Annotated in this window: 20 protein-coding genes; 13 read left to right on the top strand and 7 right to left on the bottom strand. The window is 60.4% G+C overall.

Annotation, left to right across the window (positions count from 1 at the left end; translation table 11 throughout):
- Window positions 1-153 precede the first annotated feature (153 nt).
- A complete protein-coding gene (locus tag CKW21_RS06215; RefSeq protein WP_095193120.1) occupies window positions 154-1035 on the top strand; it encodes a LysR substrate-binding domain-containing protein in 882 nt (293 codons plus the stop codon).
- Window positions 1036-1151: 116 nt separating this feature from the next.
- Here CKW21_RS06215 and CKW21_RS06210 read toward each other — a convergent pair whose 3' ends face one another.
- Entirely contained in the window at window positions 1152-1766 is a 615-nt protein-coding gene (locus tag CKW21_RS06210; protein WP_095193119.1) for an NAD(P)-dependent oxidoreductase, read from the bottom strand.
- Window positions 1767-1963: 197 nt separating this feature from the next.
- The gene (locus CKW21_RS06205; RefSeq protein ID WP_095193118.1) at window positions 1964-2824 is read right to left on the bottom strand and encodes an MBL fold metallo-hydrolase; all 861 of its coding nucleotides are present in this window, start codon (window positions 2822-2824) and stop codon (window positions 1964-1966) included.
- Between the two features lie 241 nt (window positions 2825-3065).
- On the opposite strand from CKW21_RS06205, the gene CKW21_RS06200 reads away from it, so the two are divergent.
- Complete coding sequence (locus CKW21_RS06200) at window positions 3066-3971, top strand: LysR family transcriptional regulator (RefSeq protein WP_218274034.1); 906 nt, start codon at window positions 3066-3068, stop codon at window positions 3969-3971.
- A 222-nt stretch (window positions 3972-4193) separates the two neighbouring features.
- A complete protein-coding gene (locus CKW21_RS31445) occupies window positions 4194-4370 on the top strand; it encodes a hypothetical protein (RefSeq protein ID WP_170948630.1) in 177 nt (58 codons plus the stop codon).
- 23 nt (window positions 4371-4393) lie between these two features.
- On the opposite strand, the gene CKW21_RS06195 is transcribed toward CKW21_RS31445, so the two are convergent.
- Window positions 4394-5290 (bottom strand): helix-turn-helix domain-containing protein, encoded by an 897-nt coding sequence (locus tag CKW21_RS06195; protein WP_095193116.1) that lies wholly within the window; start codon window positions 5288-5290, stop codon window positions 4394-4396.
- A gap of 190 nt (window positions 5291-5480) precedes the next feature.
- On the opposite strand from CKW21_RS06195, the gene pobA reads away from it, so the two are divergent.
- A complete protein-coding gene (gene pobA, locus CKW21_RS06190; RefSeq protein WP_170948637.1) occupies window positions 5481-6665 on the top strand; it encodes a 4-hydroxybenzoate 3-monooxygenase in 1185 nt (394 codons plus the stop codon).
- Between the two features lie 79 nt (window positions 6666-6744).
- Window positions 6745-8262, top strand: coding sequence for an MDR family MFS transporter (locus tag CKW21_RS06185; protein ID WP_095193114.1), 1518 nt, complete (start codon window positions 6745-6747; stop codon window positions 8260-8262).
- A 102-nt stretch (window positions 8263-8364) separates the two neighbouring features.
- On the opposite strand, the gene CKW21_RS06180 is transcribed toward CKW21_RS06185, so the two are convergent.
- The 4 genes from CKW21_RS06180 to CKW21_RS06165 form a co-directional block, all read right to left on the bottom strand.
- Window positions 8365-9213 carry a cache domain-containing protein gene (locus CKW21_RS06180; protein WP_095193113.1) on the bottom strand — a complete coding sequence of 283 codons (849 nt, stop codon included), beginning with the start codon at window positions 9211-9213 and terminating at the stop codon, window positions 8365-8367.
- A gap of 264 nt (window positions 9214-9477) precedes the next feature.
- A complete protein-coding gene (locus CKW21_RS06175; RefSeq protein ID WP_095193112.1) occupies window positions 9478-10365 on the bottom strand; it encodes an ATPase in 888 nt (295 codons plus the stop codon).
- A gap of 105 nt (window positions 10366-10470) precedes the next feature.
- On the bottom strand, window positions 10471-11463 hold the full coding sequence (locus CKW21_RS06170; protein WP_095193111.1) for an NAD(P)-dependent oxidoreductase: 993 nt from the start codon (window positions 11461-11463) through the stop codon (window positions 10471-10473).
- A 109-nt stretch (window positions 11464-11572) separates the two neighbouring features.
- A complete protein-coding gene (locus CKW21_RS06165) occupies window positions 11573-12460 on the bottom strand; it encodes a LysR family transcriptional regulator ArgP (protein ID WP_095193110.1) in 888 nt (295 codons plus the stop codon).
- A gap of 95 nt (window positions 12461-12555) precedes the next feature.
- Here CKW21_RS06165 and CKW21_RS06160 point away from each other — a divergent pair, with 95 nt between their 5' ends.
- From CKW21_RS06160 to CKW21_RS06125, 8 genes are all read left to right on the top strand, one after another.
- Window positions 12556-12957 carry an ACT domain-containing protein gene (locus CKW21_RS06160; protein WP_095193109.1) on the top strand — a complete coding sequence of 134 codons (402 nt, stop codon included), beginning with the start codon at window positions 12556-12558 and terminating at the stop codon, window positions 12955-12957.
- Between the two features lie 5 nt (window positions 12958-12962).
- Window positions 12963-13565: a LysE/ArgO family amino acid transporter gene (locus CKW21_RS06155; RefSeq protein ID WP_095193108.1), complete on the top strand. Its 603-nt coding sequence runs from the start codon at window positions 12963-12965 to the stop codon at window positions 13563-13565.
- Between the two features lie 177 nt (window positions 13566-13742).
- Window positions 13743-14339 (top strand): superoxide dismutase, encoded by a 597-nt coding sequence (locus tag CKW21_RS06150; RefSeq protein WP_007986065.1) that lies wholly within the window; start codon window positions 13743-13745, stop codon window positions 14337-14339.
- Window positions 14340-15212: 873 nt separating this feature from the next.
- Entirely contained in the window at window positions 15213-17264 is a 2052-nt protein-coding gene (locus tag CKW21_RS06145; RefSeq protein ID WP_095193107.1) for a bifunctional diguanylate cyclase/phosphodiesterase, read from the top strand.
- Window positions 17265-17506: 242 nt separating this feature from the next.
- Complete coding sequence (locus CKW21_RS06140) at window positions 17507-18862, top strand: imelysin family protein (RefSeq protein ID WP_095193106.1); 1356 nt, start codon at window positions 17507-17509, stop codon at window positions 18860-18862.
- 276 nt (window positions 18863-19138) lie between these two features.
- On the top strand, window positions 19139-20566 hold the full coding sequence (locus CKW21_RS06135) for a di-heme oxidoredictase family protein (protein ID WP_095193105.1): 1428 nt from the start codon (window positions 19139-19141) through the stop codon (window positions 20564-20566).
- Window positions 20567-20593: 27 nt separating this feature from the next.
- The gene (locus CKW21_RS06130; protein ID WP_095193104.1) at window positions 20594-21658 is read left to right on the top strand and encodes an imelysin family protein; all 1065 of its coding nucleotides are present in this window, start codon (window positions 20594-20596) and stop codon (window positions 21656-21658) included.
- Window positions 21659-21672: 14 nt separating this feature from the next.
- Window positions 21673-22770, top strand: a complete 1098-nt coding sequence (locus CKW21_RS06125) for a DUF1513 domain-containing protein (protein WP_095193103.1) — start codon at window positions 21673-21675, stop codon at window positions 22768-22770.
- Window positions 22771-22915 lie beyond the last annotated feature (145 nt).

Below are 22915 nucleotides of genomic sequence, written 5' to 3'. Positions count from 1 at the left end.
GCCCTTCTTGTTCGTTTGAGACGCCGGGCCTGCGCTGTGTTTATGATGAATTCGCAGGTCCAGGGATGGCCTCATTGGAACGGGCGACACGTAGCCGCAACAATGGATAAAAAGTCATACTAGCCATGTCCTCACGTCATACCTTGGATCCCAATGAAACGACTGCCTCCCCTGCCGGCGCTGCACACTTTTCTGATTACCGCGCAGTGCTGCAACTTCACCCGGGCCGCCGAGCAACTGCACATCACCCAAGGCGCGGTGAGTCGACAGATCGCCGGGCTGGAAGATCATCTGGGTTATGAACTGTTCATCCGCCAGGCCCGGGGACTGGACCTGACCGCCGAGGGGCGCGAGTGGCTGCCACGGGTGCAGCAGATTTTCGGTTTGATCGACGAGGCGGTGGAGCAGATCGGCGAGAAGCGCGAAACCCTGCAACTCAAGGCGCCGACTTGTGTAATGCGTTGGCTGCTGCCACGCCTGTTGCAGTGGCAAAAAGAGCGGCCGGACGTGCCGGTTGAACTGACCACCACAGTCAAACACGGCGTGGACTTTCATCGCGAACAGTTCGATGCGGCGGTGATGTACGGCGGGCCGCCGGACAGCTCTCTTGAGTCTTGTCTGCTGTTCGATGAACAACTGACCCCCGTGTGTTCACGGCCCATGCTCGAAGGGTCGTTGGCTTTGCAAACTCCGGCTGACCTGCAACAACACTTGTTGCTGCACCCCACCCGCGATGAACGGGACTGGAAAGCCTGGTTGAAAGCGGCGGACGTGCACTTGACCAATGTCGGCAAGGGCCAGCACTTTGAAACGTTGGACCTGGCGATGTCGATGGCATCCCAGGGCACGGGCGTGGCAATTGGCGACTGGTCGTTGATCGGCGATGACCTGAATGCCGGGCGACTGGTCATGCCCTTTGAGTTGAAGGTGAAAACCGGATTGGCGTATTACCTGGTATTCCCGGAAAAACCTGCACCTTCGCCGAAGTTGCGCGAGTTGATGGGTTGGCTGGTGGAACAGGCGCAAAGTCGGTGAATACTTCGCCCCTGTGGGAGCAAGCCTGCTCGCGAAAGCGATCTGACAGCCGACATCGCTGTTGAATGTAAGTCCGTCTTCGCGAGCAGGCTCGCTCCCACAGGTGATTTGTGTGCTCAGTACCCGACGGTAAACCGCTGCCGAGAGTGCTTCGGCGCTTCGACTTCATCGAGCATCGCTATCGCATAGTCGGCGAACGTGATCCAGCTGCGCCCTTCACGGCTCACCAGCAAATCATCCTCGCCGATCCGAAACGAACCGCTGCGCTCACCCTCGACAAATTCCGCCGAGGGCGACACAAAGGTCCAGTCCAGTTCCTTTTCCTGACGCAGGTTTTCCAGAAACAAAGCTCCGGCGCTGGCCTCTGCCTTGTACTCCGCCGGGAAGCCTGCGCTATCGATCACCCGAGTGCCATCCGGCAACAACAGAGAACCGGCACCGCCCACTACCAGCAGGCGTTTGACCCCGGCCTGCTTCATCGGTCCGATCACGGCACTGGCCGGAAGCGTGGCGAAATGCGCGGCACTGATCACCACATCATGCCCGGCGATCGCCGCTTGCAACGCGGCGGCATCCAGCGCGTCGACAGCCTTGCTGGCCACACCGGCACGCAGGCCGATCTTCGAGGTGTCACGGGCGATGGCGGTGACGCTATGACCGCGACGCAGGGCTTCTTCCAGCAGTTGGCTGCCGGCACGACCGGTGGCACCGATGATTGCGATATTGCTCATGACGTTCTCCTGTTGGCTGTATTCAATTTGACTTGTACACACAGATCATTGTGGTGAGGGAGCTTGCTCCCGCTCGGCTGCGAAGCAGCCGTAAAACCTGACAACACGAAGTACCTGACACACCGTTGGGGAGCGCTACGCACTCCAGCGGGAGCAAGCTCCCTCGCCACAAAAGCTTCTGCATCAGAAAAAACGGGTTACCACTTCATCTCGCCCTTGGCGACTTTGGCGCTCAGCTCCAGGGAGCTTTCTTCGCCCAGTGCCGGGAAGCGCTTTTTCATCGCGGCGATCAGTGCAGTGGAATCCTTGGCCTTGGCGGTTTCTTCGTCGAACGCCTTGATGTAATCGGCAGTGAACTGCACAGCGGCCTGGGACCGGGTGCTCTCGCCGAGATAGTGTCCTGGCACGATGGTTTCCGGATTCAACGTTTTGATCGAGTGCAGCGTAGCCAACCAATCGGCATGGGACTGCGGGGTCTGGGTGTCGGCCATCCACACATGGATGTTTTGTGCCACAACCACACCACCGACCACGGCCTTGATCGAAGGGATCCAGACGAAGCTGCGATCCGGTTGTTTGCCTTCCAGGCCGACCACCTGCAACTTCTGCCCTTCGAGGATCAGGCTGTCGCCCTTGAGTACCTCGGGCACGATGGTTTTGGCCGGCGCGTCAGCCCCCAGCTTCGGCCCCCAGAACGCTAATTTTCCGGCGACGGTCTGCTTGATGTGATCAACGGTCGGTTGCGAAGCGAGCACCTTGGCCTTGGGGAATGCAGCGGTCAGGGTGTCGAGGCCGAAGTAGTAATCCGGGTCGCCGTGGCTGATGTAGATGGTGGTCAATTGCTTGCCGCTGGCACGGATTTTTTCCACCACCTGCTCGGCCTGGGACTTACCGAATTGCGCGTCCACCAGGATCACCTCTTTCGCACCGCTGACCAGCACCGAGGTCACCGGGAAAATCGCCTGGGTTCCGGGGTTGTAGACATCCAGCGTCAGCGTCGATGCACTGGCGTGGGCGGCAAAACCGAGGGCGGTGGCGAGGAAAATACGCTTGATCATTTTTTACACCGTGTTCTGAATGGAAAGCCCGCCCTCTGTGGGAGCGAGCCCGCTCGCGAAGGTCGCAAGGGCAACGCGTTCAACCCTGTCTGCACGCGTTATCGTTGACGACCTTCGCGAGCAGGCTCGCTCCCACAGAAGAACAGAAGCCCGAGTAGGCATGGGCACAGAGCTTAGTTGCCTGGTTCAGTACAAAAAATGCGATGCTGGAACATAGTTTGTTTCTGAAATCGGGCAAATCATGGATCGTCTACAAGCAATGCGGGTGTTCGTCACAGTGGTCGACCTCGGCAGCCAGTCAGCGGCAGCCGATCATCTGGAGCTGTCGCGACCGGTGGTTTCCCGGTATCTGGCGGAACTGGAAGACTGGGTTGGCGCACGCCTGATGCACCGCACCACACGCAAGTTGAGCCTGACCGCCGCCGGCAGCGAAACCCTGCCCCGCTGCCGCCAGATGCTGGAGCTATGCAACGACCTGCAAGCCGCGGTCAGCGAGCCGGACGACGCCCCCCGCGGCCTGCTGCGCATCAGCGTCAGCACTTCGTTCGGCCAGGCGCAACTGGCGGAAGCCATGGCGGCATACGTCAAGCGCTATCCCGGCGTCAGCATCGACATGCAGATGCTCGACCGCACGGTGAACCTGGTGGATGAGCGCATCGACCTGGCGATCCGCACCAGCAACGACCTGGACCCGAACCTGATCGCCCGTCGACTCACGGTCTGCCGTTCCGTGATCTGCGCCTCCCCCGCTTACCTGCGCGAGCATCCGACGCCGCAGCGGGTCGAGGACCTGAGCCAGCACAACTGCCTGACCCACTCCTACTTCGGCAAAAGCCTCTGGCATTTCGAACAGGACGGTGAACAGATCGCGGTGCCGGTGCAAGGAAACATCAGCGCCAACGAAGCCAGCACCCTGCTGCGTGCGGCCATGGCTGGCGCCGGGGTGGCGATGCTGCCTACCTATCAGGCCGGAGTGCACATCCACAGCGGCGAGCTGGTGCGCCTGCTGCCCCATGCCGAACCACGGCAGTTGAACATCTATGCGGTGTATGCCTCGCGCAAGCACATGCCCGCGGCGTTGCGCAGTTTGCTGGATTTTCTGGTGATGAGATTTCCCGAAACACCTGCGTGGGATGTTGGCCTGTAACCGCAATTCCCCTGTGGGAGCGAGCCTGCTCGCGAATGCGGAGTGTCAGTCAACGAATTGTTGAACGTTAAACCGTATTCGCGAGCAGGCTCGCTCCCACAATGGGAAACATCAGTGTTCTGAATGTCGTGGCACATGCATGACTTGGTTTGCTGGCATCTCACCGACCCTGACCTATGCTCAATGTAAATACCCACGGGTATTCGTTCAGAGGTCGACGCCATGAACATCAGAACAAGAAGGTACCTCGCCATTTTCATCACCTGCGCGGTAACGCTCGGGCTGTATGGCGCTGCGGCCTGGCGCGTGGAGCAGTTGCGCAACCTGCCCCGTGATTACGCCAGCTGCAATTTCGAGCGTTGCATTCCCCACAACGCGACCCTCAACGCCCTGCGCTGACGAATGCCGTTGAAGACAGCGGATCAGGCCTGGTTGTCCTGATCGGCCTTCAAGCGGTCGCGAAACGCCTTGGGCGAAATCCCCACCCGTCGTCGGAACAGGCGCGTGAAGTTTGTCGGATCAGAGAACCCCAACACATCGGACATTTCATAGATGGTCATGCTGGTGTAGGTCAGCAAGCGCTTGGCCTCCAACAACTGCCGTTCGTGCATGATCTGCAAGGCCGGTTGCCCCGCCAGTTCGCGGCAGGTGCCGTTGAGGTGGGACACGGAAATGCCCAGCCGATGAGCCAGGTCCTCGACCTTGACGTGCTGGCGATAGGTCTCCTCCACCAGTTGAATGAAACCGTTGAGGTATTCCCGGGCACGCTGCGGCCGTTGTGTGGCTGAGTGCCGCTGGATCACCTGGCGGCTGACCCACACCATGATCACGCTGACCAGCGAATGCATGAGCATTTCCCGCGCCGGTTGGTGGCCTGTGTATTCGGTTTGCAAGGCAGCAAACAGGCTGTTGAGGTATTCACTGTCCTTGCCGGCCGGGTAACTTTCGGGCTGGGCCAGGGCATTGACCGAGTTACCCAGTTGCGCTTGGAGATGGGAGACCAGTGGCGCGGCCAGGGTCACGACGAACCCTTCGACGTCTTCGGAAAAACGGTAGCCATGCACCGACAGCGGTGGCATGACCAGGATCGCCGGTTCGTTCAGTTGCGTGCGTTTACCTTCGATTTCAAGCTCTGCCTGACCTTTGAATACGAAGAGCAACTGGCATAAATCGGCATGGCGGTGGGGTTTGATTTCCCATTGATGTTCGCGGCTGCGTTTGGAGATGGTTTCACAGTGCAGCAAGTCCGGGGTTGGCCAATCCAGGCTTTCACCGTAGAGCTTGAACACTGGAATCGAAGGCAGGTCAGGCTTGTTCATCACTTCAATCCAGGCCTCGGAATAGATGACGGGCGATAATCGCACCGATTGGCAGAATGTACAGGTATCGGCTCAGTTTTCACCTTCAATTGACAGACCCGCAAGGGAAAAATGCAAGCACTCGATCCATAAAAATCACTCACCGACCTTGGTCGCGTGGAGCTTGCGAGTCATAAAAACAATGAAAATGCTGAAAACCCAAGTCGCCATTATTGGTGCCGGCCCCTCCGGTCTATTGCTCGGCCAATTACTGCACAACGCCGGTATCGACACCCTGATTCTCGAGCGCCAGACGCCCGATTACGTGCTCGGGCGCATCCGTGCCGGTGTCCTTGAACAAGGCATGGTAGAGCTGTTGCGCCAGGCCGGCGTGAGTCAGCGCATGGACGCCGAAGGGTTGGTCCACGGCGGCTTCGAACTGGCGCTCGATCACCGCCAGGTGCACATCGATCTGCAAGCCCTTACCGGCGGTAAAACGGTGATGATCTACGGCCAGACCGAAGTCACCCGCGACCTGATGGCCGCTCGTCGGGAGGCCGGTGCGCAGACGATTTACCAGGCCGCCAACGTGGTGCCCCATGGCATGAAAACCGAAGAAACCTTCGTCACCTTCGAGAAGGACGGCAAGCAGTATCGCCTCGATTGCGACTACATCGCCGGTTGCGACGGTTTCCATGGGGTGGCACGGCAGTCGATACCCGCCGAGTGCCTGAAGGTGTTCGAACGAGTCTATCCCTTTGGCTGGCTGGGGATACTGGCCGACACCCCGCCGGTCCACGAAGAGCTGGTCTACGCTCGCCACGAACGCGGTTTCGCCCTGTGCAGCATGCGCTCGGCGACACGCACCCGTTACTACCTGCAAGTACCGGCGGATGAAAAGGTCGAGGCCTGGTCTGATCAACGCTTCTGGGATGAACTCAAAACCCGTTTGCCGCAAGCCCTGGCGGAAAAACTGGTGACCGGACCGTCCATCGAAAAAAGCATCGCGCCGCTGCGCAGTTTCGTGGTCGAACCGATGCAGTATGGGCGCATGTTCCTGGTTGGCGACGCCGCGCACATTGTCCCGCCCACCGGTGCCAAGGGCTTGAACCTGGCGGCAAGCGACGTCAGTACCTTGTTCAATATTCTGCTGAAGGTTTACCGCGAAGGCCGTGTCGATTTGCTGGAGAAATATTCCGACATCTGCCTGCGCCGGGTATGGAAAGCCGAGCGGTTTTCCTGGTGGATGACATCGATGCTGCACCGTTTCGAGGATCACGATGCCTTCAGCCAGCGCATCGCCGAGTCGGAGTTGGAGTACTTCGTCGACTCTGACGCCGGTCGAAAAACCATTGCAGAAAATTACGTCGGGCTTCCGTACGAGGCTATCGAATAGCCTGCTACCGACTTACACTGGCGAGCATCCCCGCTCGCCCTCGCCTCTTGCGGGACCATCACTGCCCGCAGGTTCTCCCGTGACCAATCTCAACCAGCCTGAAACGCCCAAACCGGCCCTTCGCAGCGTGCTGGTCGCCCTGATGATGGCGATCTTTCTCGGTGCGCTGGACCAGACCATCGTCGCCGTGTCGATGCCGGCCATTTCCGCGCAATTCAAGGACGTCAGCCTGCTGGCCTGGGTGATTTCCGGCTACATGGTGGCGATGACGGTGGCGGTGCCGATCTACGGCAAACTGGGCGATCTGTACGGGCGGCGCAAGTTGATGTTGTTCGGCATGGGCCTGTTCACCCTGGCGTCGTTGTTCTGCGGCATGGCCCAGAGCATGGAGCAACTGGTGCTGGCGCGGATCTTTCAGGGGATCGGCGCGGGCGGGATGATTTCGGTCAGCCAGGCGATCATCGGCGACATCGTGCCGCCGCGCGAACGCGGGCGTTATCAGGGTTACTTCAGCAGCATGTATGCGGTGGCCAGCGTGGCCGGTCCAGTGCTCGGCGGTTATATGACCGAATACCTGTCCTGGCGCTGGGTGTTCCTGATCAATCTGCCGCTGGGACTTGGCGCCTGGTGGGTGGCCCGGCGCAACCTGGTTGGGCTGCCGATTCCGCAGCGCACCCCCATCATCGATTACCTGGGCACGCTGCTGATGATCATCGGCCTGACCGCGCTGTTGCTCGGTATCACTGAGGTCGGTCAGGGGTATTCATGGCGCAGCAGCGAAGTGCTCGGTCTCTTTGCTTGCGCCGGCGTCGTACTGGCAGCGTTCGTCTGGCATGAGCGTCGCGCGCGGGAGCCGCTGCTGCCGATGCACCTGTTCGCCAACCGCAATGCCCTGCTGTGCTGGTGCACGATTTTCTTCACCAGTTTCCAGGCGATTTCGTTGATCGTGCTGATGCCGCTGCGCTTTCAGAGCGTTACCGGCGCAGGCGCCGACAGTGCAGCGCTGCATTTGCTGCCACTGGCGATGGGGCTGCCGATAGGTGCGTATTTCGCCGGCCGTCGCACCTCGGTGACCGGTCGCTATAAACCGCAGATTCTCACCGGTGCGATCCTGATGCCGATCTCGATCCTCGGCATGGCCTTCAGCCCGCCCCAGGCTTTTGTGTTGAGCAGTTTGTTCATGCTGCTCAGCGGGATCGCCTCGGGCATGCAATTCCCGACGTCTTTGGTGGGTACGCAGAACTCGGTGGAACAGCGAGACATCGGTGTCGCCACCAGCACCACCAACCTGTTCCGTTCGCTGGGCGGCGCGGTGGGCGTTGCCCTGATGTCGGCGCTTCTGCTGGCGTTTTTGCAGGATTCGAGCTTCGCGCACCTGGCCGGCTCGTCACTGATTGCCGAGGGACATTCGGGCAATGTTCTGCTGGACGGCCTGAACGCCACACCGGGGGATGCGCAGAACGCCTTGCGCGCCGAACTGCTGCTGACCTTCCGGCATTTGCTGATGGTCAGCGCGGCGGTGTCGTTGCTGGGACTGGCGGCGGCGGTTGCCATGCCGAACATGTTGCTGCGCGGGCGTGAGGACAAGGTTCGGTAGCCAGACCGCGTCCCCACCATTCGCGAGCAGGCTCGCTCCCACAGTGCGCGGTCCTTGTGGGAGCGAGCCTGCTCGCGAAGGCGGACTGTCAGGCACCGCCATTCAAGGGCTGTAATACCCCACCGCCACCAGCAAATGCCCGACCTTCTTCAGGTAGGCGTGCTTGTCCTCGACCTTGCCGGTCACCGGATTCTTCCACCGGTATGCGTACTCGCCATAATCCTGCTGGCTCATCAGCGCCAGAATCGGCTCCCCCACCGGTTTGCCTTCCGGGTCCTTGATCTTGCCGAAATCCGTGTTGATCAAGCGCAGGTTGGTGCCGTGGGCGACGTAGCGCCGGGTGTTCAGGTCGACGACAAACACATACAAATCATCCTGAAGATAACCGCCCTTGAGGGCGTTGATCGCCGTCAGGGTGCCCTTCTCGTCCTTGGCCAGGTCGGTCGCCGCTTTGTTCAGCAAGGCCATGGCTTGTTCCGCCGAGGCCCGTGGCAGGTAGTAGCCGACCGCGAGGATCCGCTGACCGACACGCTGGTAGTACACATGCTTGCGCTCGACCTTGCCATCGGCCCAGTTCTGCCAGCGATATTCCGCTTGCTGGATACCATTGCCCTCCGGCACTTTCAGGGCATCCTTGAAGGATTTGCGCAGATCCGGCCCGAGGACCTCCGACACATCCCGACCAATCAGCGCCGCGGAAGGACCGCCGCTGGCAAGCATCACGCCCTTGGTGTCGACGACAAACACATAACGGTCCTTGTCGACGAACTCGCCCTGGCGGCTGAACGCGGCGAAGGCCTTGTCACCATTGTCGTGGTAGTAGGCCAGGGCTTTTTCCAGCAAGGCGATGGCGGCCTGACTGTCAGCTTTTTCCGTCCCGGCGGCCTGAACCTGGCCCAGGCACAACAAAAGCATCCCGCCCAGCAAGGCCAGCTTATGCAGAACCCCCATTGCGCATCCCTCGTTCTTGTTGATGTTTCAAGAGCGTAGACGGCAATGGGGCATGTATGGGTGTTCAGCGGTGCGCAGTGTGCCGGAACTGCTTTTTGTGGCGAGGGAGCTCGCTCCCGATCGTTTGCGCAGCAGCCGCCTATCAGACAACGCGGCTTGTCTGGTCAACCGCAGCGAATGGAGTGGGGCGGCTGCGCCACCCAACGGGAGCAAGCTCCCTCGCCACAGAAGCGCCCTCGCCACAGTTGTTCAGTATCCGGTCTTTTACTGCCTTGCGCGCAGTTGCTGTTGCAGGTTCTGGATCTGCGCCTGAAGGGTGTTGATGTTGCGGGTGACCTGGCCACGGAAGGCGTCGAACTCCGCGGTATTGGTCGAGCCTTGAGCCGGTGTCGGGCGATTGTCCTGCTCGCTCTTGAGGATGACGATCTCCTGTTCCAGACGATCGATGGCGGCGTTCGGGTTGCCTTGTTTTTTCAATGCGCTGATGTCGGCACCGAGGCTTTTCAGCTGGGCGTCGAACTTCTCAGTGTCCGCCGGGGCACTTTTCAGCACGGCTACGTCGCTATTCAAGACTTTGACCTGAGCCTGCAATTGAATGGTGGCGGTCTGTTGCTCAGCGGCATGAGCGGTATTCTGAGCGGTGATCTGCTCGAGGCGTTTGTCCAGCTCGGTGGTCTGGGCGGTCATCTGCGCCAGTCGCTTGTCCAGCTCCGAAGCCTGACCGGCCACGCCCTGCTGCTGTTTACCCTGATCCTGCAGCTGGCTTTGCAGCTGTTTGATTTGCAATTTCAAGGCTTCACTGTCGGAGGTCACATTGGTCTGGCTGGCGACCACCTTGCCGGAAATGTCCTGCAGGCGCCCTGCCGCTTCCTCACTGATACGCGCGAAGCTTTCCTGGGTCGCCACCAGTTGCTGCTCCATCAGCGAAATCTGCTGGAAGCTCCACCAGGCCAGGCCCGCGAACGCAAAGAACAAAGCGCCGACCAGCGCCCACAACGGCCCGGTGCTCGGGCTCTTGACCTTGACCACGGGCGCCGTGCGCGAATGCACGGACGTACGCGAGGTGGGTACATAGTCATCGTCGTCGAGGCTATCGGCACGCAGGCTCGGTACATCATCGAAGTCGTCGTTGGCATCGTTACGCATGGACATGGAGTCAACCTTTGTGAAACGGTGATGGCTTGATGCGGCGAGTATAACCCCCACGGCCGCACCGATTGACCCTCAACCCCGTAGTCGGTTCAGTCCAGGGGCCGTTCAACGAATGTCCTGGGCCTTCCACCAACTGCAGAATTCATCGAGAGCGGTCCACAGGCTCACCTTCGGGTCGTAATCCAGATAATGCCGGGCACGGCTGATGTCCAGGGTGAAATTTTTGTTCATGACCTGCATGCCCAGTCGCGACAGGGTCGGTTCCGGACGACCCGGCCACAACCTGCACACGCCTTCGTTCAGTGCGGCAACGCTGTAGGCCAAGCCGTAGGAACGGTAGCGCGTTACTTGTGGGACCTCCATGTTGCGCATCACGTAATTGACCACGTCCCACAAGGGAATCGGTGTTCCGTTGCTGATGTTGTAGGCCTTGCCCAGGGCCGAGCCGCTGGCCAGCAAACTGCTGAGCAGCGCTTCATTGAGGTTCTGCACGCTGGTGAAATCGACCTTGTTCAGGCCGTTGCCAATGATCGCCAGGCGTCCCTTGCGCTGCATCTTGAGCAGGCGCGGGAAGATGCTCATGTCACCGGCACCGGTGACGAAACGCGGGCGCAGGGCCAGGGTTTCGAGGCCGAATTCCTGGGCGCCGAAGACCTTTTGCTCAGCCAGGTATTTGGTCGCGGCGTAGGGATGCTTGAAGCGCTTGGGTACTTGCTCCTCGGTCAGGCCCAAGTGGTCACGGCCATCGAAGTAGATCGATGGCGACGACAAGTGCACGAGGCGCCGGACCCGCTGCTTCAGACAGGCCTCGACCACGTTCTCCGTGACCTGGACGTTGCCCTGGTGAAAGTCCTGATAGCGCCCCCACACGCCGACGGCACCGGCGCAATGCACCACGGCCTCGACATCGGCGCACAGTTCGCGGGTGAACTCGGGGTCGCTGAGGTCACCCTGAACGAATTCGGCGCCACGCCGCACCAGATGCTCCACACCCTCGGCCCGGCGACCGTTGACCCGCACTTCCAGGCCCTGCTCCAGGGCGAAACGCGCAAAGCGCCCGCCGATGAAGCCGCTTGCGCCGGTGACCAGAATCTTCATGAGGTATTCCTTCGGATACAGCTGCAAGCGTCAAGCTACAAGCTGCAAGTTAAAAAAGGATGCGCAAGCTCTTCACTTGCGGCTTGCAGCTTGACGCTTGCAACTGCTCTCAGGCCACCAGCCATTGCTTGGACGCGCGCACCAATTGATCGGTGAGCAACCCCAGCAACTGACCGCCATTGCGCCAATGATGCCAGTACAACGCCACGTCGATCGGCTTATCTGGCAAAAGCTCCAGCAAAGTGCCGCGCTCCAGCTGTTCGCGAACCTGCAGTTCCGGCACCAGCCCCCAGCCGAGTCCGGCTTCTGCGAGACGGATGAAGCCTTCGGACGATGGGCACAAGTGGTGCTCGAATCCGCCATCGACACCGAGGGACGCCAGATAGCGATGCTGGAGGAAGTCATCCGGGCCGAATACCAGGGCCGGGGTTCTGGCCAACTGGTCGGCACGCACACCTTGCCGAAAATGCCGGGCGATGAAGGCCGGGCTGGCCAATGCCCGGTAACGCATCGCCCCCAGCAGCACGCTGCGGGCGCCGGACACGGGTCGCTCGCTGGCACACAGGCAGGCCGCCACTTCCCCTGCGCGCATGCGTTTGAGGCCGACGGTCTGATCTTCGACGATCAGGTCCAGCAACAAATGCTGATCCGCACAAAAATCCCCTACGGCTTGCGCCCACCAGGTCGCCAGACTGTCAGCGTTCAGAGCGATACGCAGGCGCTCTGGCAGTCCTTCTTCGTCCAACGCCGGGACCAATGTTTGCAAATCGCGCTCAAGCAAACGCACCTGCTGCACATGATTGAGCAGACGCCGGCCAATCTCGGTCGGCGACGGCGGCGTGCCCCGCACCAGCACCGGTTGGCCGACCCGTGCTTCAAGCAATTTGATGCGCTGGGAAATCGCCGATTGCGACAAGCCCAGTACCTGCGCAGCCCGTTCGAAACCCGCCTGCTCGACCACCGCGGCCAAGGCAGAAAGCAATTTATAGTCGAACATCAGTTTTCCTAATGAGCGATCACCACTATTGGTTTTTCTTATACAGCGTCCTGCCGGAGAATGGCCAGCAAGAACTCTTGAACAGGATCACTCACATGGCTGGCGAAACTTCATTGGCAACATTGCTGCGCAGCATGAGCCCGCAACTCAACGCCGGCGAATACGTGTTTTGCACTCTGCATGACGGGCGATTGCCTTCAGGCGTGGACATCATTGGCAGCTTCCGTGAACAGGAAGGCCTGACCGTGATTCTCGAACGCTCTCACGCCGAACAAGCCGGTTTCAGCTTCGACTACGTCGCGGCCTGGATCACCCTGAACGTGCACTCGGCCCTCGAAGCCGTCGGCCTGACCGCCGCCTTCGCCACGGCACTGGGCAAGGCCGGCATCAGTTGCAACGTGATTGCCGGCTACTACCACGACCATTTATTCGTCGGCCAGGCCGACGCCGAGCGCGCCATGCAGGTGTTGCGCGACCTCGCAGCCAACGCGGAGTAGCAACTATGTGGCAAAGCTATGTAAACGGCCTGCTGGTGGCCGCGGGCCTGATCATGGCGATCGGTACCCAAAACGCCTTTGTACTGGCCCAGAGCCTGCGACGTGAACATCATTTGCCGGTGGCGGCACTGTGCGTGACCTGCGATGCGTTGCTGGTGGCCGCCGGGGTGTTCGGGTTGGCGACGGTGCTGGCGCAGAACCCGACTTTACTGGCAGTGGCCCGCTGGGGTGGCGCTGTATTTCTGATTTGGTATGGCAGCCAGGCGTTGCGCCGTGCCTGTTCGAAACAAAGTCTGCAGCAGGGTGAAAACCAGACGGTGCGCTCTTTGCGCGCGGTGATGCTCAGTGCGCTGGCAGTGACGCTGCTCAACCCCCATGTGTATCTGGACACCGTCCTGTTGATCGGTTCGCTCGGCGCGCAGCAGACAGAACCCGGCGCTTATGTGGTCGGTGCAGCCAGTGCCTCGTTGCTGTGGTTTTTCACCCTCGCACTGGGCGCGGCGTGGCTGGCTCCGTGGCTGGCTCGACCGAGCACCTGGCGAATTCTCGACCTGTTGGTCGCGGTCATGATGTTCGCTGTAGCGTTGCAACTGATCATGGCGGGTTGATTTATTCCAAAAGGCTCTGGAACCTCTATTCCACACAGTTGTTGCGTGGTTATGCCGCACCCCCGGTGCTATGATCCGACTCCTGCGCCGCAAAGAGTATAAAACTCCCCGGCGCTTGTCTGGCCGCCCGTGATCGGCCTTGCGCTCACCGCAACTGACCTGATTAGGAGATCCACCATGGCTTTCGAATTGCCGCCACTGCCTTACGCACACGATGCACTGCAGCCGCACATTTCCAAGGAAACTCTGGAATACCACCACGACAAGCACCACAACACCTACGTCGTGAACCTGAACAACCTGGTGCCAGGCACCGAGTTCGAAGGCAAGACCCTGGAAGAAATCGTCAAGACTTCCTCGGGCGGCATCTTCAACAACGCCGCTCAGGTCTGGAACCACACTTTCTACTGGAACTGCCTGGCGCCAAACGCCGGCGGTCAACCAACCGGCGCACTGGCTGAAGCCATCAACGCTGCGTTCGGTTCGTTCGACAAGTTCAAGGAAGAGTTCAGCAAGACGTCCATCGGCACCTTCGGTTCCGGCTGGGGCTGGCTGGTGAAAAAGGCTGACGGTTCCCTGGCCCTGGCCAGCACCATCGGCGCCGGCAACCCGCTGACCAACGGCGACACCCCGCTGCTGACCTGCGACGTCTGGGAACACGCTTATTACATCGACTACCGCAACCTGCGTCCTAAGTACGTCGAAGCGTTCTGGAACCTGGTCAACTGGAAATTCGTGGCTGAGCAGTTCGAAGGCAAAACCTTCACCGCTTAAGCTCGATGCCAGACAAAAAACCCGGCTTTTGCCGGGTTTTTTTATGGAAGGATATGAGCAGAGGAACGGTGGTGACTGTTCCGCCGTCTTCGCGAGCAGGCTCGCTCCCACAGGGGAACCGGATACATCTGCAAGAGATTGGTTGGCTGTCAGGCCGCCTTCGCGAGCAGGCTCGCTTCCACAATGGGTCGCCGTACACCCGCTGCTTTCACACTCATCAGGCCGAGCGTTAGCTCGCCTTCAGCTCTTGATCTTGATCCACCCGCCCCATCGGAAGACTGAGTGGAGGTGTTCATCCGGGGATTGGCGCACAGCGCCGTTCGACGCAGTCGAACCCATTGCATGCAGGTGCAGCGAAGCCAACCGGAGGGCGATGCCCCCGGATGAATGCCGGAGCGAAGGAACCCCGAGCCTTGGCGAGGGGCCGGACGCCGGGGCGAGCGTTTTTTTGCTTACTTTTTTGAGGCGTTTGTCAAAAAAGTGAGTCGCCGTAAGGCCGAAACCGCCAGTGGCCGTTACCGCAACAACGGATATGTACTCCGACAACCCAGAGCTTGGTCGGCCCTAAAGCCGCCAAGATAAAGAGATCAACAACGCAAGCCAATTTCCCACGATGAAACCAGCCTTCACCCCCTTGCCCCGGCGCCACAGCCGTCTAACATCAGTCAGAAGGAAAATATCTCCACATCCCTCCTCAAGTTGAAGGACTCGACAACCGACACAGTACTAATCGGACAATTACCGCAGACAACTGCATATCGGCCAAGCTGCAGGCAAAATCCCCCATGGATGATTGTCCCTTTGACTGCCATCACGGGATTGCCAATACTCATGGCAACTTGATGCTACCCGCACGGAACAAGGAATAACCCTTTGAAGCTGGAACTCAAGAACAGCTTGTCGGTGAAGTTGCTCCGGGTCGTACTCCTGTCGGCATTGATCGTCGGCGTGGTCTTGAGCTGCGCGCAGATCGTGTTTGATGCCTACAAAACACGCCAGGCCGTTGCCGGCGATGCCGAACGCATCCTCGACATGTTCCGCGATCCCTCGACCCAGGCCGTCTACAGCCTGGACCGGGAAATGGGCATGCAGGTCATCGAAGGCCTGTTTCAGGACGATGCCGTGCGCCAGGCCTCCATCGGCCACCCCAATGAAGCCATGCTCGCGCAGAAATCCCGCGAGCTGCAGCACTCCAGCAGTCGCTGGCTGACCGACCTGATTCTCGGCAAGGAACGCACCTTCACCACCCAATTGGTGGGACGCGGCCCTTACAGCGAGTACTACGGCGACCTGAGTATCACCCTCGACACCGCCACCTATGGGCAAGGCTTTATCGTCAGTTCGGTGATCATCTTCATATCCGGCGTGTTGCGCGCCCTGGCGATGGGGCTGGTGTTGTATCTGGTGTATCACTGGTTGCTGACCAAGCCCCTGTCGCGGATTATCGAACACCTGACCGAAATCAACCCGGATCGTCCCAGCGAACACAAGATCCCGCTGCTCAAGGGTCACGAAAAAAACGAGCTGGGGATCTGGATCAACACCGCCAACCAGTTGCTGGAGTCCATCGAGCGCAACACCCATTTGCGCCACGAGGCGGAAAACAGTCTGTTGCGCATGGCCCAGTACGATTTCCTCACCGGCCTGCCGAATCGTCAGCAACTCCAATCACAACTGGACAAGATTCTGGTTGACGCCGGCAAGCTGCAACGACGGGTGGCCGTGCTGTGTGTCGGCCTCGATGACTTCAAGGGCATCAACGAACAGTTCAGCTACCAGACCGGCGACCAGCTGTTGCTGGCCCTGGCCGATCGCCTGCGTGCGCACAGTGGACGCCTTGGTGCCCTCGCCCGCCTCGGGGGCGACCAGTTTGCCCTGGTGCAGGCCGATATCGAACAACCCTACGAAGCCGCCGAGCTGGCCCAAAGCATTCTCGATGACCTGGAAGCGGCGTTTGCCCTCGATCATCAGGAAATCCGCCTGCGCGCCACCATCGGCATCACCCTGTTCCCCGAAGACGGTGACAGCACCGAGAAGCTGCTGCAGAAAGCCGAGCAGACCATGACCCTGGCCAAGACTCGCTCGCGCAACCGCTATCAGTTCTACATCGCCAGCGTCGACACCGAGATGCGCCGCCGTCGCGAGCTGGAAAAAGACCTGCGCGATGCCTTGGTCCGCGAGCAGTTCTACCTCGTCTATCAACCACAGATCAGCTACCGCGACCACCGGGTAGTCGGCGTCGAGGCGTTGATTCGCTGGCAGCATCCGGAACACGGGCTGGTTCCGCCGGACCTGTTCATCCCGCTGGCCGAGCAGAACGGCACCATCATTGCCATTGGCGAGTGGGTGCTGGATCAGGCTTGCAAGCAATTGCGAGACTGGCATGACCAGGGTTTCAGCGACCTGCGCATGGCGGTGAACCTGTCCACCGTGCAACTGCACCACGCCGAGTTGCCAAGGGTGGTCAACAACCTGCTGCAGATGTATCGCCTGCCACCGCGCAGCCTGGAGCTGGAGGTGACCGAAACCGGCCTGATGGAAGACATCAGCACCGCCGCCCAGCACTTGCTCAGCCTGCGTCGCTCCGGGGCGCTGATCGCGATCGACGACTTCGGTACGGGTTATTCCTCACTGAGCTACCTGAAAAGCCTGCCGCTGGACAAGATCAAGATCGACAAGAGTTTCGTTCAGGACCTGCTCGATGATGACGACGACGCAACCATCGTTCGCGCCATCATCCAATTGGGCAAGAGCCTGGGCATGCAGGTGATCGCCGAAGGTGTGGAAACGGCCGAACAGGAGGCTTACATCATCTCCGAAGGCTGCCACGAAGGTCAGGGTTATCACTACAGCAAACCGTTGCCGGCAAGGGAATTGGGCGCTTATCTGAAGCAGGCCCAGCGTAGTAACGCCGCTATTTTGTAACCTCTGTAGGAGCGAGCTCGCTTGCGATGGACTCACAGGCGACGCGTTTTGTCAGACAGCACGCGTTATCGTTAACGTCCATCGCGAGCAAGCTCGCTCCTACAGATCTGCTACACCCGTCCCGTGAATAAGAAATATTTCCAAGCACAACCCTTTACACATAATGCGAAAGATTTGCATTATGTGGCAGTTTTGCGCGCCGGGCGCGCCATTCCACCCCCTCTCGAAGCAGGATGTTCGCCATGATTCGTATGCCTCTGGCTACCGCCAGTCTGTTGGCCATCGCAATTTCCCTCGCCGGTTGCGGTGAAGGCAAAGACAAGGAAAAAGCTGCCGCACCAGCGCCGGCTGCCAGCACCGCTGCTGCCCCGGCTGCTCCAGCCGCTGCACCTGCCGCTGCCGGTAAAGTCGATGAAGCCGCTGCCAAAGCCGTTGTCGCCCATTACGCCGACATCGTTTTCGCTGTCTACAGCGATGCCGAATCCACCGCGAAAACCCTGCAAACCGCTGTAGACGCCTTCCTCGCCAAGCCGAACGCCGACACCCTGAAAGCCGCCAAGGCTGCCTGGATCGCCGCCCGCGTTCCTTACCTGCAGAGCGAAGTCTTCCGCTTCGGCAACACCATCATCGACGACTGGGAAGGTCAGGTGAACGCCTGGCCACTGGACGAAGGCCTGATCGACTACGTCGACAAATCCTACGAGCACGCGCTGGGTAACCCGGGTGCCACCGCCAACATCATCGCCAACACTCAGATTCAGGTCGGCGAAGACAAGGTCGACGTGAAAGACATCACCCCGGAAAAACTCGCCAGCCTGAACGAGCTGGGCGGTTCCGAGGCCAACGTCGCCACTGGCTACCACGCCATCGAATTCCTGCTCTGGGGCCAGGACCTGAACGGCACCGGCCCTGGCGCCGGCAACCGCCCTGCTTCCGATTACCTGGAAGGCAAAGGCGCCACCGGCGGCCACAACGACCGTCGCCGTGCCTACCTGAAAGCCGTGACCCAACTGCTGGTCAGCGATCTGGAAGAAATGGTCGGCAACTGGAAGCCGAACGTGGCCGACAACTACCGCGCCACCCTGGAAGCGGAACCGGCTGAAAGCGGCCTGCGTAAAATGCTGTTCGGCATGGGCAGCTTGTCCCTGGGCGAACTGGCGGGCGAACGCATGAAGGTTTCCCTGGAAGCCAACTCCCCGGAAGACGAACACGACTGCTTCAGCGACAACACCCACAACTCGCAGTTCTACGATGCCAAAGGCGTTCGTAACGTCTACCTGGGCGAATACACCCGTGTCGACGGCACCAAAATGACGGGTGCCAGCCTGTCGTCCCTGGTGGCCAAAGTCGACCCGGCTGCCGACACCGCACTGAAAGCCGATCTGGCCGCGACTGAAGCCAAGATGCAGGTCATCGTCGACCACGCCAACAAGGGTGAGCACTACGACCAGTTGATCGCTGCCGGCAACACCGCCGGCAACCAGATTGTCCGTGACGCCATCGCTTCGCTGGTCAAGCAGACCGGTTCGATCGAAGCCGCCGCTGGCAAACTGGGTATCAGCGACCTGAACCCGGACAACGCTGATCACGAGTTCTGATCAACGCTGGCTGAATAAAGAGGCGACCTTCGGGTCGCCTTTTTGTTGGCCTGAACACGCCCCATTGTGGGAGCGAGCCTGCTCGCGAAAGGGCCATCATTGGCAACATCTTCGGTGCGACCATTACCGCTTTCGCGAGCAGGCTCGCTCCCACAGGAGTTTGTAATGTGTTCATGGGGTGTGCCCCACCTCAAGCAAACGATAATTCCTCTTATTCAAACCCCCCTACCCTGTTAGACTTTGCGCCCTTGTTTTGCTCGTCTTGCAGGATGTCTGATGCCCCCGCTGCCTCTTCGCTTGTCCGCACTGTTCCTGGCCCTGGGCCTGAGTGCCTGCGATGACGCCCCGCGTTTTACCAAGGCAGAACCCGGTGAAGCCCGCTCCGGGGGCAGTGCGACCGTGCGCAAGACCGATCAGAACGCCTTTTCGCTGCCATCGGCCAACCTGCCGCCATCGCGGCGCGTGGACTTCAGTGTCGGCAACAGTTTCTTCCGCAACCCTTGGGTCATCGCCCCGTCGACCACGACCGCCCGTGACGGCCTCGGCCCCTTGTTCAACACCAACGCCTGCCAGGGTTGCCATATCAAGGACGGTCGCGGTCACCCGCCTGCGCCGGATGCGCAGAATGCCGTGTCGATGCTGGTGCGCCTGTCGATTCCCGATGCTCCCGCCTACGCCAGGATCATCGAGCAACAGGGTGTCGTACCGGAGCCGATCTACGGCGGACAATTCCAGGACATGGCCGTGCCCGGCGTAGTCCCGGAAGGCAAGGTGCGGGTCGATTACACGCCAGTGCCGGTTCGCTTCAAGGACGGCACCGTAGTCGAGCTGCGCAAGCCGACCTTGAACATCACCCAATTGGGTTACGGCCCGATGCACCCCGACACCCGCTTCTCGGCCCGGGTTGCACCGCCGATGATCGGCCTGGGCTTGCTGGAAGCCATCCCGGAAGAGGCCATTCTGGCGAACGCCGAGGCGCAGGCTAAAGAGAAAAACGGTATCGCCGGTCGACCGAACCGGGTCTGGGATGACACACAGCACAAGACCGTCATTGGACGATTTGGCTGGAAAGCCGGGCAACCGACCCTCAATCAACAAAATGTTCACGCGTTTTCCGGTGATATGGGCCTCACGACCAGCCTGAGACCCTTTGATGACTGCACCGATGCGCAAACCACCTGCAAACAGGCACCGAGCGGCGCCGGCCCCGATGGCGAGCCGGAAGTCAGCGACAACATCCTGCGTCTGGTGCTGTTCTACACCCGCAACCTCGCCGTCCCGGCGCGCCGCGATGTCGGCGCGCCTGAAGTGCTGGCCGGCAAGAATCTGTTTTACCAGGCCGGTTGCCAGTCCTGTCACACACCGAAATACACCACCGCCGCCAACGCCGCCGAACCTGAGCTGGCCAATCAAGAGATTCGCCCTTACAGCGATCTGCTGTTGCACGACATGGGCGACGGCCTGGCCGACAACCGCAGCGAATTCCAGGCCGGCGGTCGCGACTGGCGTACCCCGCCGTTGTGGGGCATCGGACTGACCGAAGCGGTCAGTGGCCACACCCAGTTTTTGCACGACGGCCGCGCCCGCAACCTGCTCGAAGCCGTGCTCTGGCATGGCGGCGAAGCTGCAGCTGCGCAACAACAGGTTTTGACTTTCAATGCCGAGCAGCGCGCTGCGTTGCTGGCGTTCTTGAATTCCCTTTAATACCCATTCCACCCGCGGGAGCCCGACATGTTCCGTCCCAAATTGTTGTTCACCAGCCTTGCCGCGCTAGCCTTGGGCGCTTGTTCGCCACAGGACCCGCAAGCCGTCACTTCGGCGGCCATCGCCAAATCCGTGATACTGCCGACCTACACCCGCTGGGTCGAAGCCGACCGCCAACTGGCCATCAGTGCCCTGGCGTACTGCGAAGGCAAGGAAACCCTCGACACCGCCCGCGCCGATTTCCTGCACGCACAAAAAGCCTGGGCCGAGCTGCAACCGCTGCTGATCGGGCCGCTGGCCGAGGGCAATCGTTCGTGGCAGGTGCAGTTCTGGCCGGACAAGAAGAACCTCGTCGGCCGTCAGGTCGAACAACTGGTCACCGCGCAGCCTCAGATCGATGCCGCCGCGCTGGCCAAGTCCAGCGTTGTGGTTCAGGGGCTGTCGGCCTACGAATACATCCTGTTCGACAGCAAGCCTGATGTAGCCAACGCCGAGCAGAAGACCAAGTATTGCCCTCTGCTGATCGCCATTGGCGAGCGCCAGAAGCAGCTGGCCGAAGAGATCCTTAAAAGCTGGAACAACACCGACGGCATGCTCGCGCAGATGAGCAAGTTCCCCAACCAGCGCTACGCCGACTCCCACGAAGCAATCGCCGATCTGCTGCGTGTACAGGTCACCGCCCTCGACAGTTTGAAGAAAAAGCTCGGCACGCCGATGGGCCGCCAGAGCAAGGGCGTTCCACAACCGTTCCAGGCCGATGCGTGGCGCAGCCAGTCGTCCCTTACCAGCATGGAAGCCAGCCTCGCCGCCGCCAAAACGGTCTGGGAAGGTGTCGACAATAAAGGCCTGCGAGGCCTGTTGCCAAGTGAGCAAAAACCATTGGCCGACAAGATCGACGCCGCCTATGCCGCGTCGTTGAAACTGTTCGCCAGCAACCAGCGCTCGCTGACCGAACTGCTCGGTGAAGATGCCGGTCGCCAGCAACTCAACGACATCTACGACAGCCTCAACGTCGTCCACCGCCTGCACGAAGGCGAACTGGCCAAGGCGCTGGGTATCCAACTGGGCTTCAACGCCAACGACGGTGACTGATGAGGGCGAGTGCCATGCTGCGACGCCAGGCTCTGACTTTAGGTAGTTTGCTGCTGGGAGCAGTGACACTGGGCGGCTGGACGCTGTTCAAGCGCAAGGATCAGAGCCCGCTGCTGCTTTCGGCGCGGGACGATACCGACGGCAAGCATTACGCCGTCGGTTATCGGTTGGACGGCACCCGGGTGTTCGCCACCCGGGTCGGTCAGCGCTGCCACGACATCATCAACCACCCGACGTTGCCGATCGCACTGTTTGTCGCCCGGCGGCCGGGCACCGAGAGTTACCTGATCGACTTGCGTGACGGCACCCTGCTGCAAACCGTGACGTCCCGGCCGAACCGGCACTTCTACGGTCACGCGGTGATTCATCAGAGTGGCGATTGGCTGTACGCCACCGAAAACGATACGACCGATCCGGGTCGCGGCCTGCTCGGCGTGTACACATTCGAAGGCGAACGGCTGGTCCATAGCGGCGAGATTTCCACCCACGGCATCGGGCCGCATCAGGTGTCTTGGATGCCCGACGGCGAAACCCTGGTGGTGGCCAACGGCGGGATTCGTACCGAGGCCGAAAGCCGCGTCGAGATGAACCTCGATGCCATGGAGCCGAGCCTGGTCCTGATGCAACGCGACGGCACATTGCTGAGCAAGGAAACCCTCGCCCAGCAGATGAACAGCGTGCGTCACCTGGGCATTGCCAGCGACGGCACCATTGTCGCCGGCCAGCAATTCATGGGGGCGGCTCATGAGCCTTCGGAACTGCTGGCGATCAAGCGTCCCGGTCAACCCTTCGTGGCGTTCCCGGTGCCCGAGCACCAGTTGCAGGCGATGGGGCACTACACCGCGAGCGTCGCAGTGCACAGCGATTTGCGCCTGGTGGCGTTGACCGCGCCCCGGGGCAACCGCTTTTTCATCTGGGACCTGGACAGCGGCGAAGTGCGCCTGGACGCGCCACTTCCCGATTGCGCCGGGGTTGGCGCGGTGGCCGACGGTTTTGTCGTGACCTCGGGCCAGGGACGCTGCCGGTACTACGATTGCCGTCAGACAGATCTGGTTGCAAGACCGCTGGAACTGCCGGCGGGGCTCTGGGACAACCATCTTCATCTGATCTGAGATTGCCCTGCTCGTTGTAGTAGCGAGCTTGCTCGCGATGGACGTTAACGATTACGCGTGTTTACTGGGTAAACGCAGCGCTCTTGAGTCCATCGCAAGCAAGCTTCGCTCCTACAGGATTTGCACCTACCTGTAACAAGTGCCA

Source organism: Pseudomonas sp. Irchel 3A7, from assembly GCF_900187565.1.
Lineage (GTDB): Bacteria > Pseudomonadota > Gammaproteobacteria > Pseudomonadales > Pseudomonadaceae > Aquipseudomonas.
The sequence above is the reverse complement of the archived record's forward strand: the minus strand, read 5'-3'. Positions and strand labels throughout refer to the sequence as shown.

What these genes read in the sequence shown, in the direction of transcription:
- CKW21_RS06215 (WP_095193120.1), top strand. Translation starts at nt 154, where the DNA reads ATGAAACGACTGCCTCCCCTGCCGGCGCTGCACACTTTTCTGATTACC.
- CKW21_RS06210 (WP_095193119.1), bottom strand. Translation starts at nt 1,766, where the DNA reads ATGAGCAATATCGCAATCATCGGTGCCACCGGTCGTGCCGGCAGCCAA.
- CKW21_RS06205 (WP_095193118.1), bottom strand. Translation starts at nt 2,824, where the DNA reads ATGATCAAGCGTATTTTCCTCGCCACCGCCCTCGGTTTTGCCGCCCAC.
- CKW21_RS06200 (WP_218274034.1), top strand. Translation starts at nt 3,066, where the DNA reads ATGGATCGTCTACAAGCAATGCGGGTGTTCGTCACAGTGGTCGACCTC.
- CKW21_RS31445 (WP_170948630.1), top strand. Translation starts at nt 4,194, where the DNA reads ATGAACATCAGAACAAGAAGGTACCTCGCCATTTTCATCACCTGCGCG.
- CKW21_RS06195 (WP_095193116.1), bottom strand. Translation starts at nt 5,290, where the DNA reads ATGAACAAGCCTGACCTGCCTTCGATTCCAGTGTTCAAGCTCTACGGT.
- CKW21_RS06180 (WP_095193113.1), bottom strand. Translation starts at nt 9,213, where the DNA reads ATGGGGGTTCTGCATAAGCTGGCCTTGCTGGGCGGGATGCTTTTGTTG.
- CKW21_RS06175 (WP_095193112.1), bottom strand. Translation starts at nt 10,365, where the DNA reads ATGTCCATGCGTAACGATGCCAACGACGACTTCGATGATGTACCGAGC.
- CKW21_RS06170 (WP_095193111.1), bottom strand. Translation starts at nt 11,463, where the DNA reads ATGAAGATTCTGGTCACCGGCGCAAGCGGCTTCATCGGCGGGCGCTTT.
- CKW21_RS06165 (WP_095193110.1), bottom strand. Translation starts at nt 12,460, where the DNA reads ATGTTCGACTATAAATTGCTTTCTGCCTTGGCCGCGGTGGTCGAGCAG.
- CKW21_RS06160 (WP_095193109.1), top strand. Translation starts at nt 12,556, where the DNA reads ATGGCTGGCGAAACTTCATTGGCAACATTGCTGCGCAGCATGAGCCCG.
- CKW21_RS06155 (WP_095193108.1), top strand. Translation starts at nt 12,963, where the DNA reads ATGTGGCAAAGCTATGTAAACGGCCTGCTGGTGGCCGCGGGCCTGATC.
- CKW21_RS06150 (WP_007986065.1), top strand. Translation starts at nt 13,743, where the DNA reads ATGGCTTTCGAATTGCCGCCACTGCCTTACGCACACGATGCACTGCAG.
- CKW21_RS06140 (WP_095193106.1), top strand. Translation starts at nt 17,507, where the DNA reads ATGATTCGTATGCCTCTGGCTACCGCCAGTCTGTTGGCCATCGCAATT.
- CKW21_RS06135 (WP_095193105.1), top strand. Translation starts at nt 19,139, where the DNA reads ATGCCCCCGCTGCCTCTTCGCTTGTCCGCACTGTTCCTGGCCCTGGGC.
- CKW21_RS06130 (WP_095193104.1), top strand. Translation starts at nt 20,594, where the DNA reads ATGTTCCGTCCCAAATTGTTGTTCACCAGCCTTGCCGCGCTAGCCTTG.
- CKW21_RS06125 (WP_095193103.1), top strand. Translation starts at nt 21,673, where the DNA reads ATGCTGCGACGCCAGGCTCTGACTTTAGGTAGTTTGCTGCTGGGAGCA.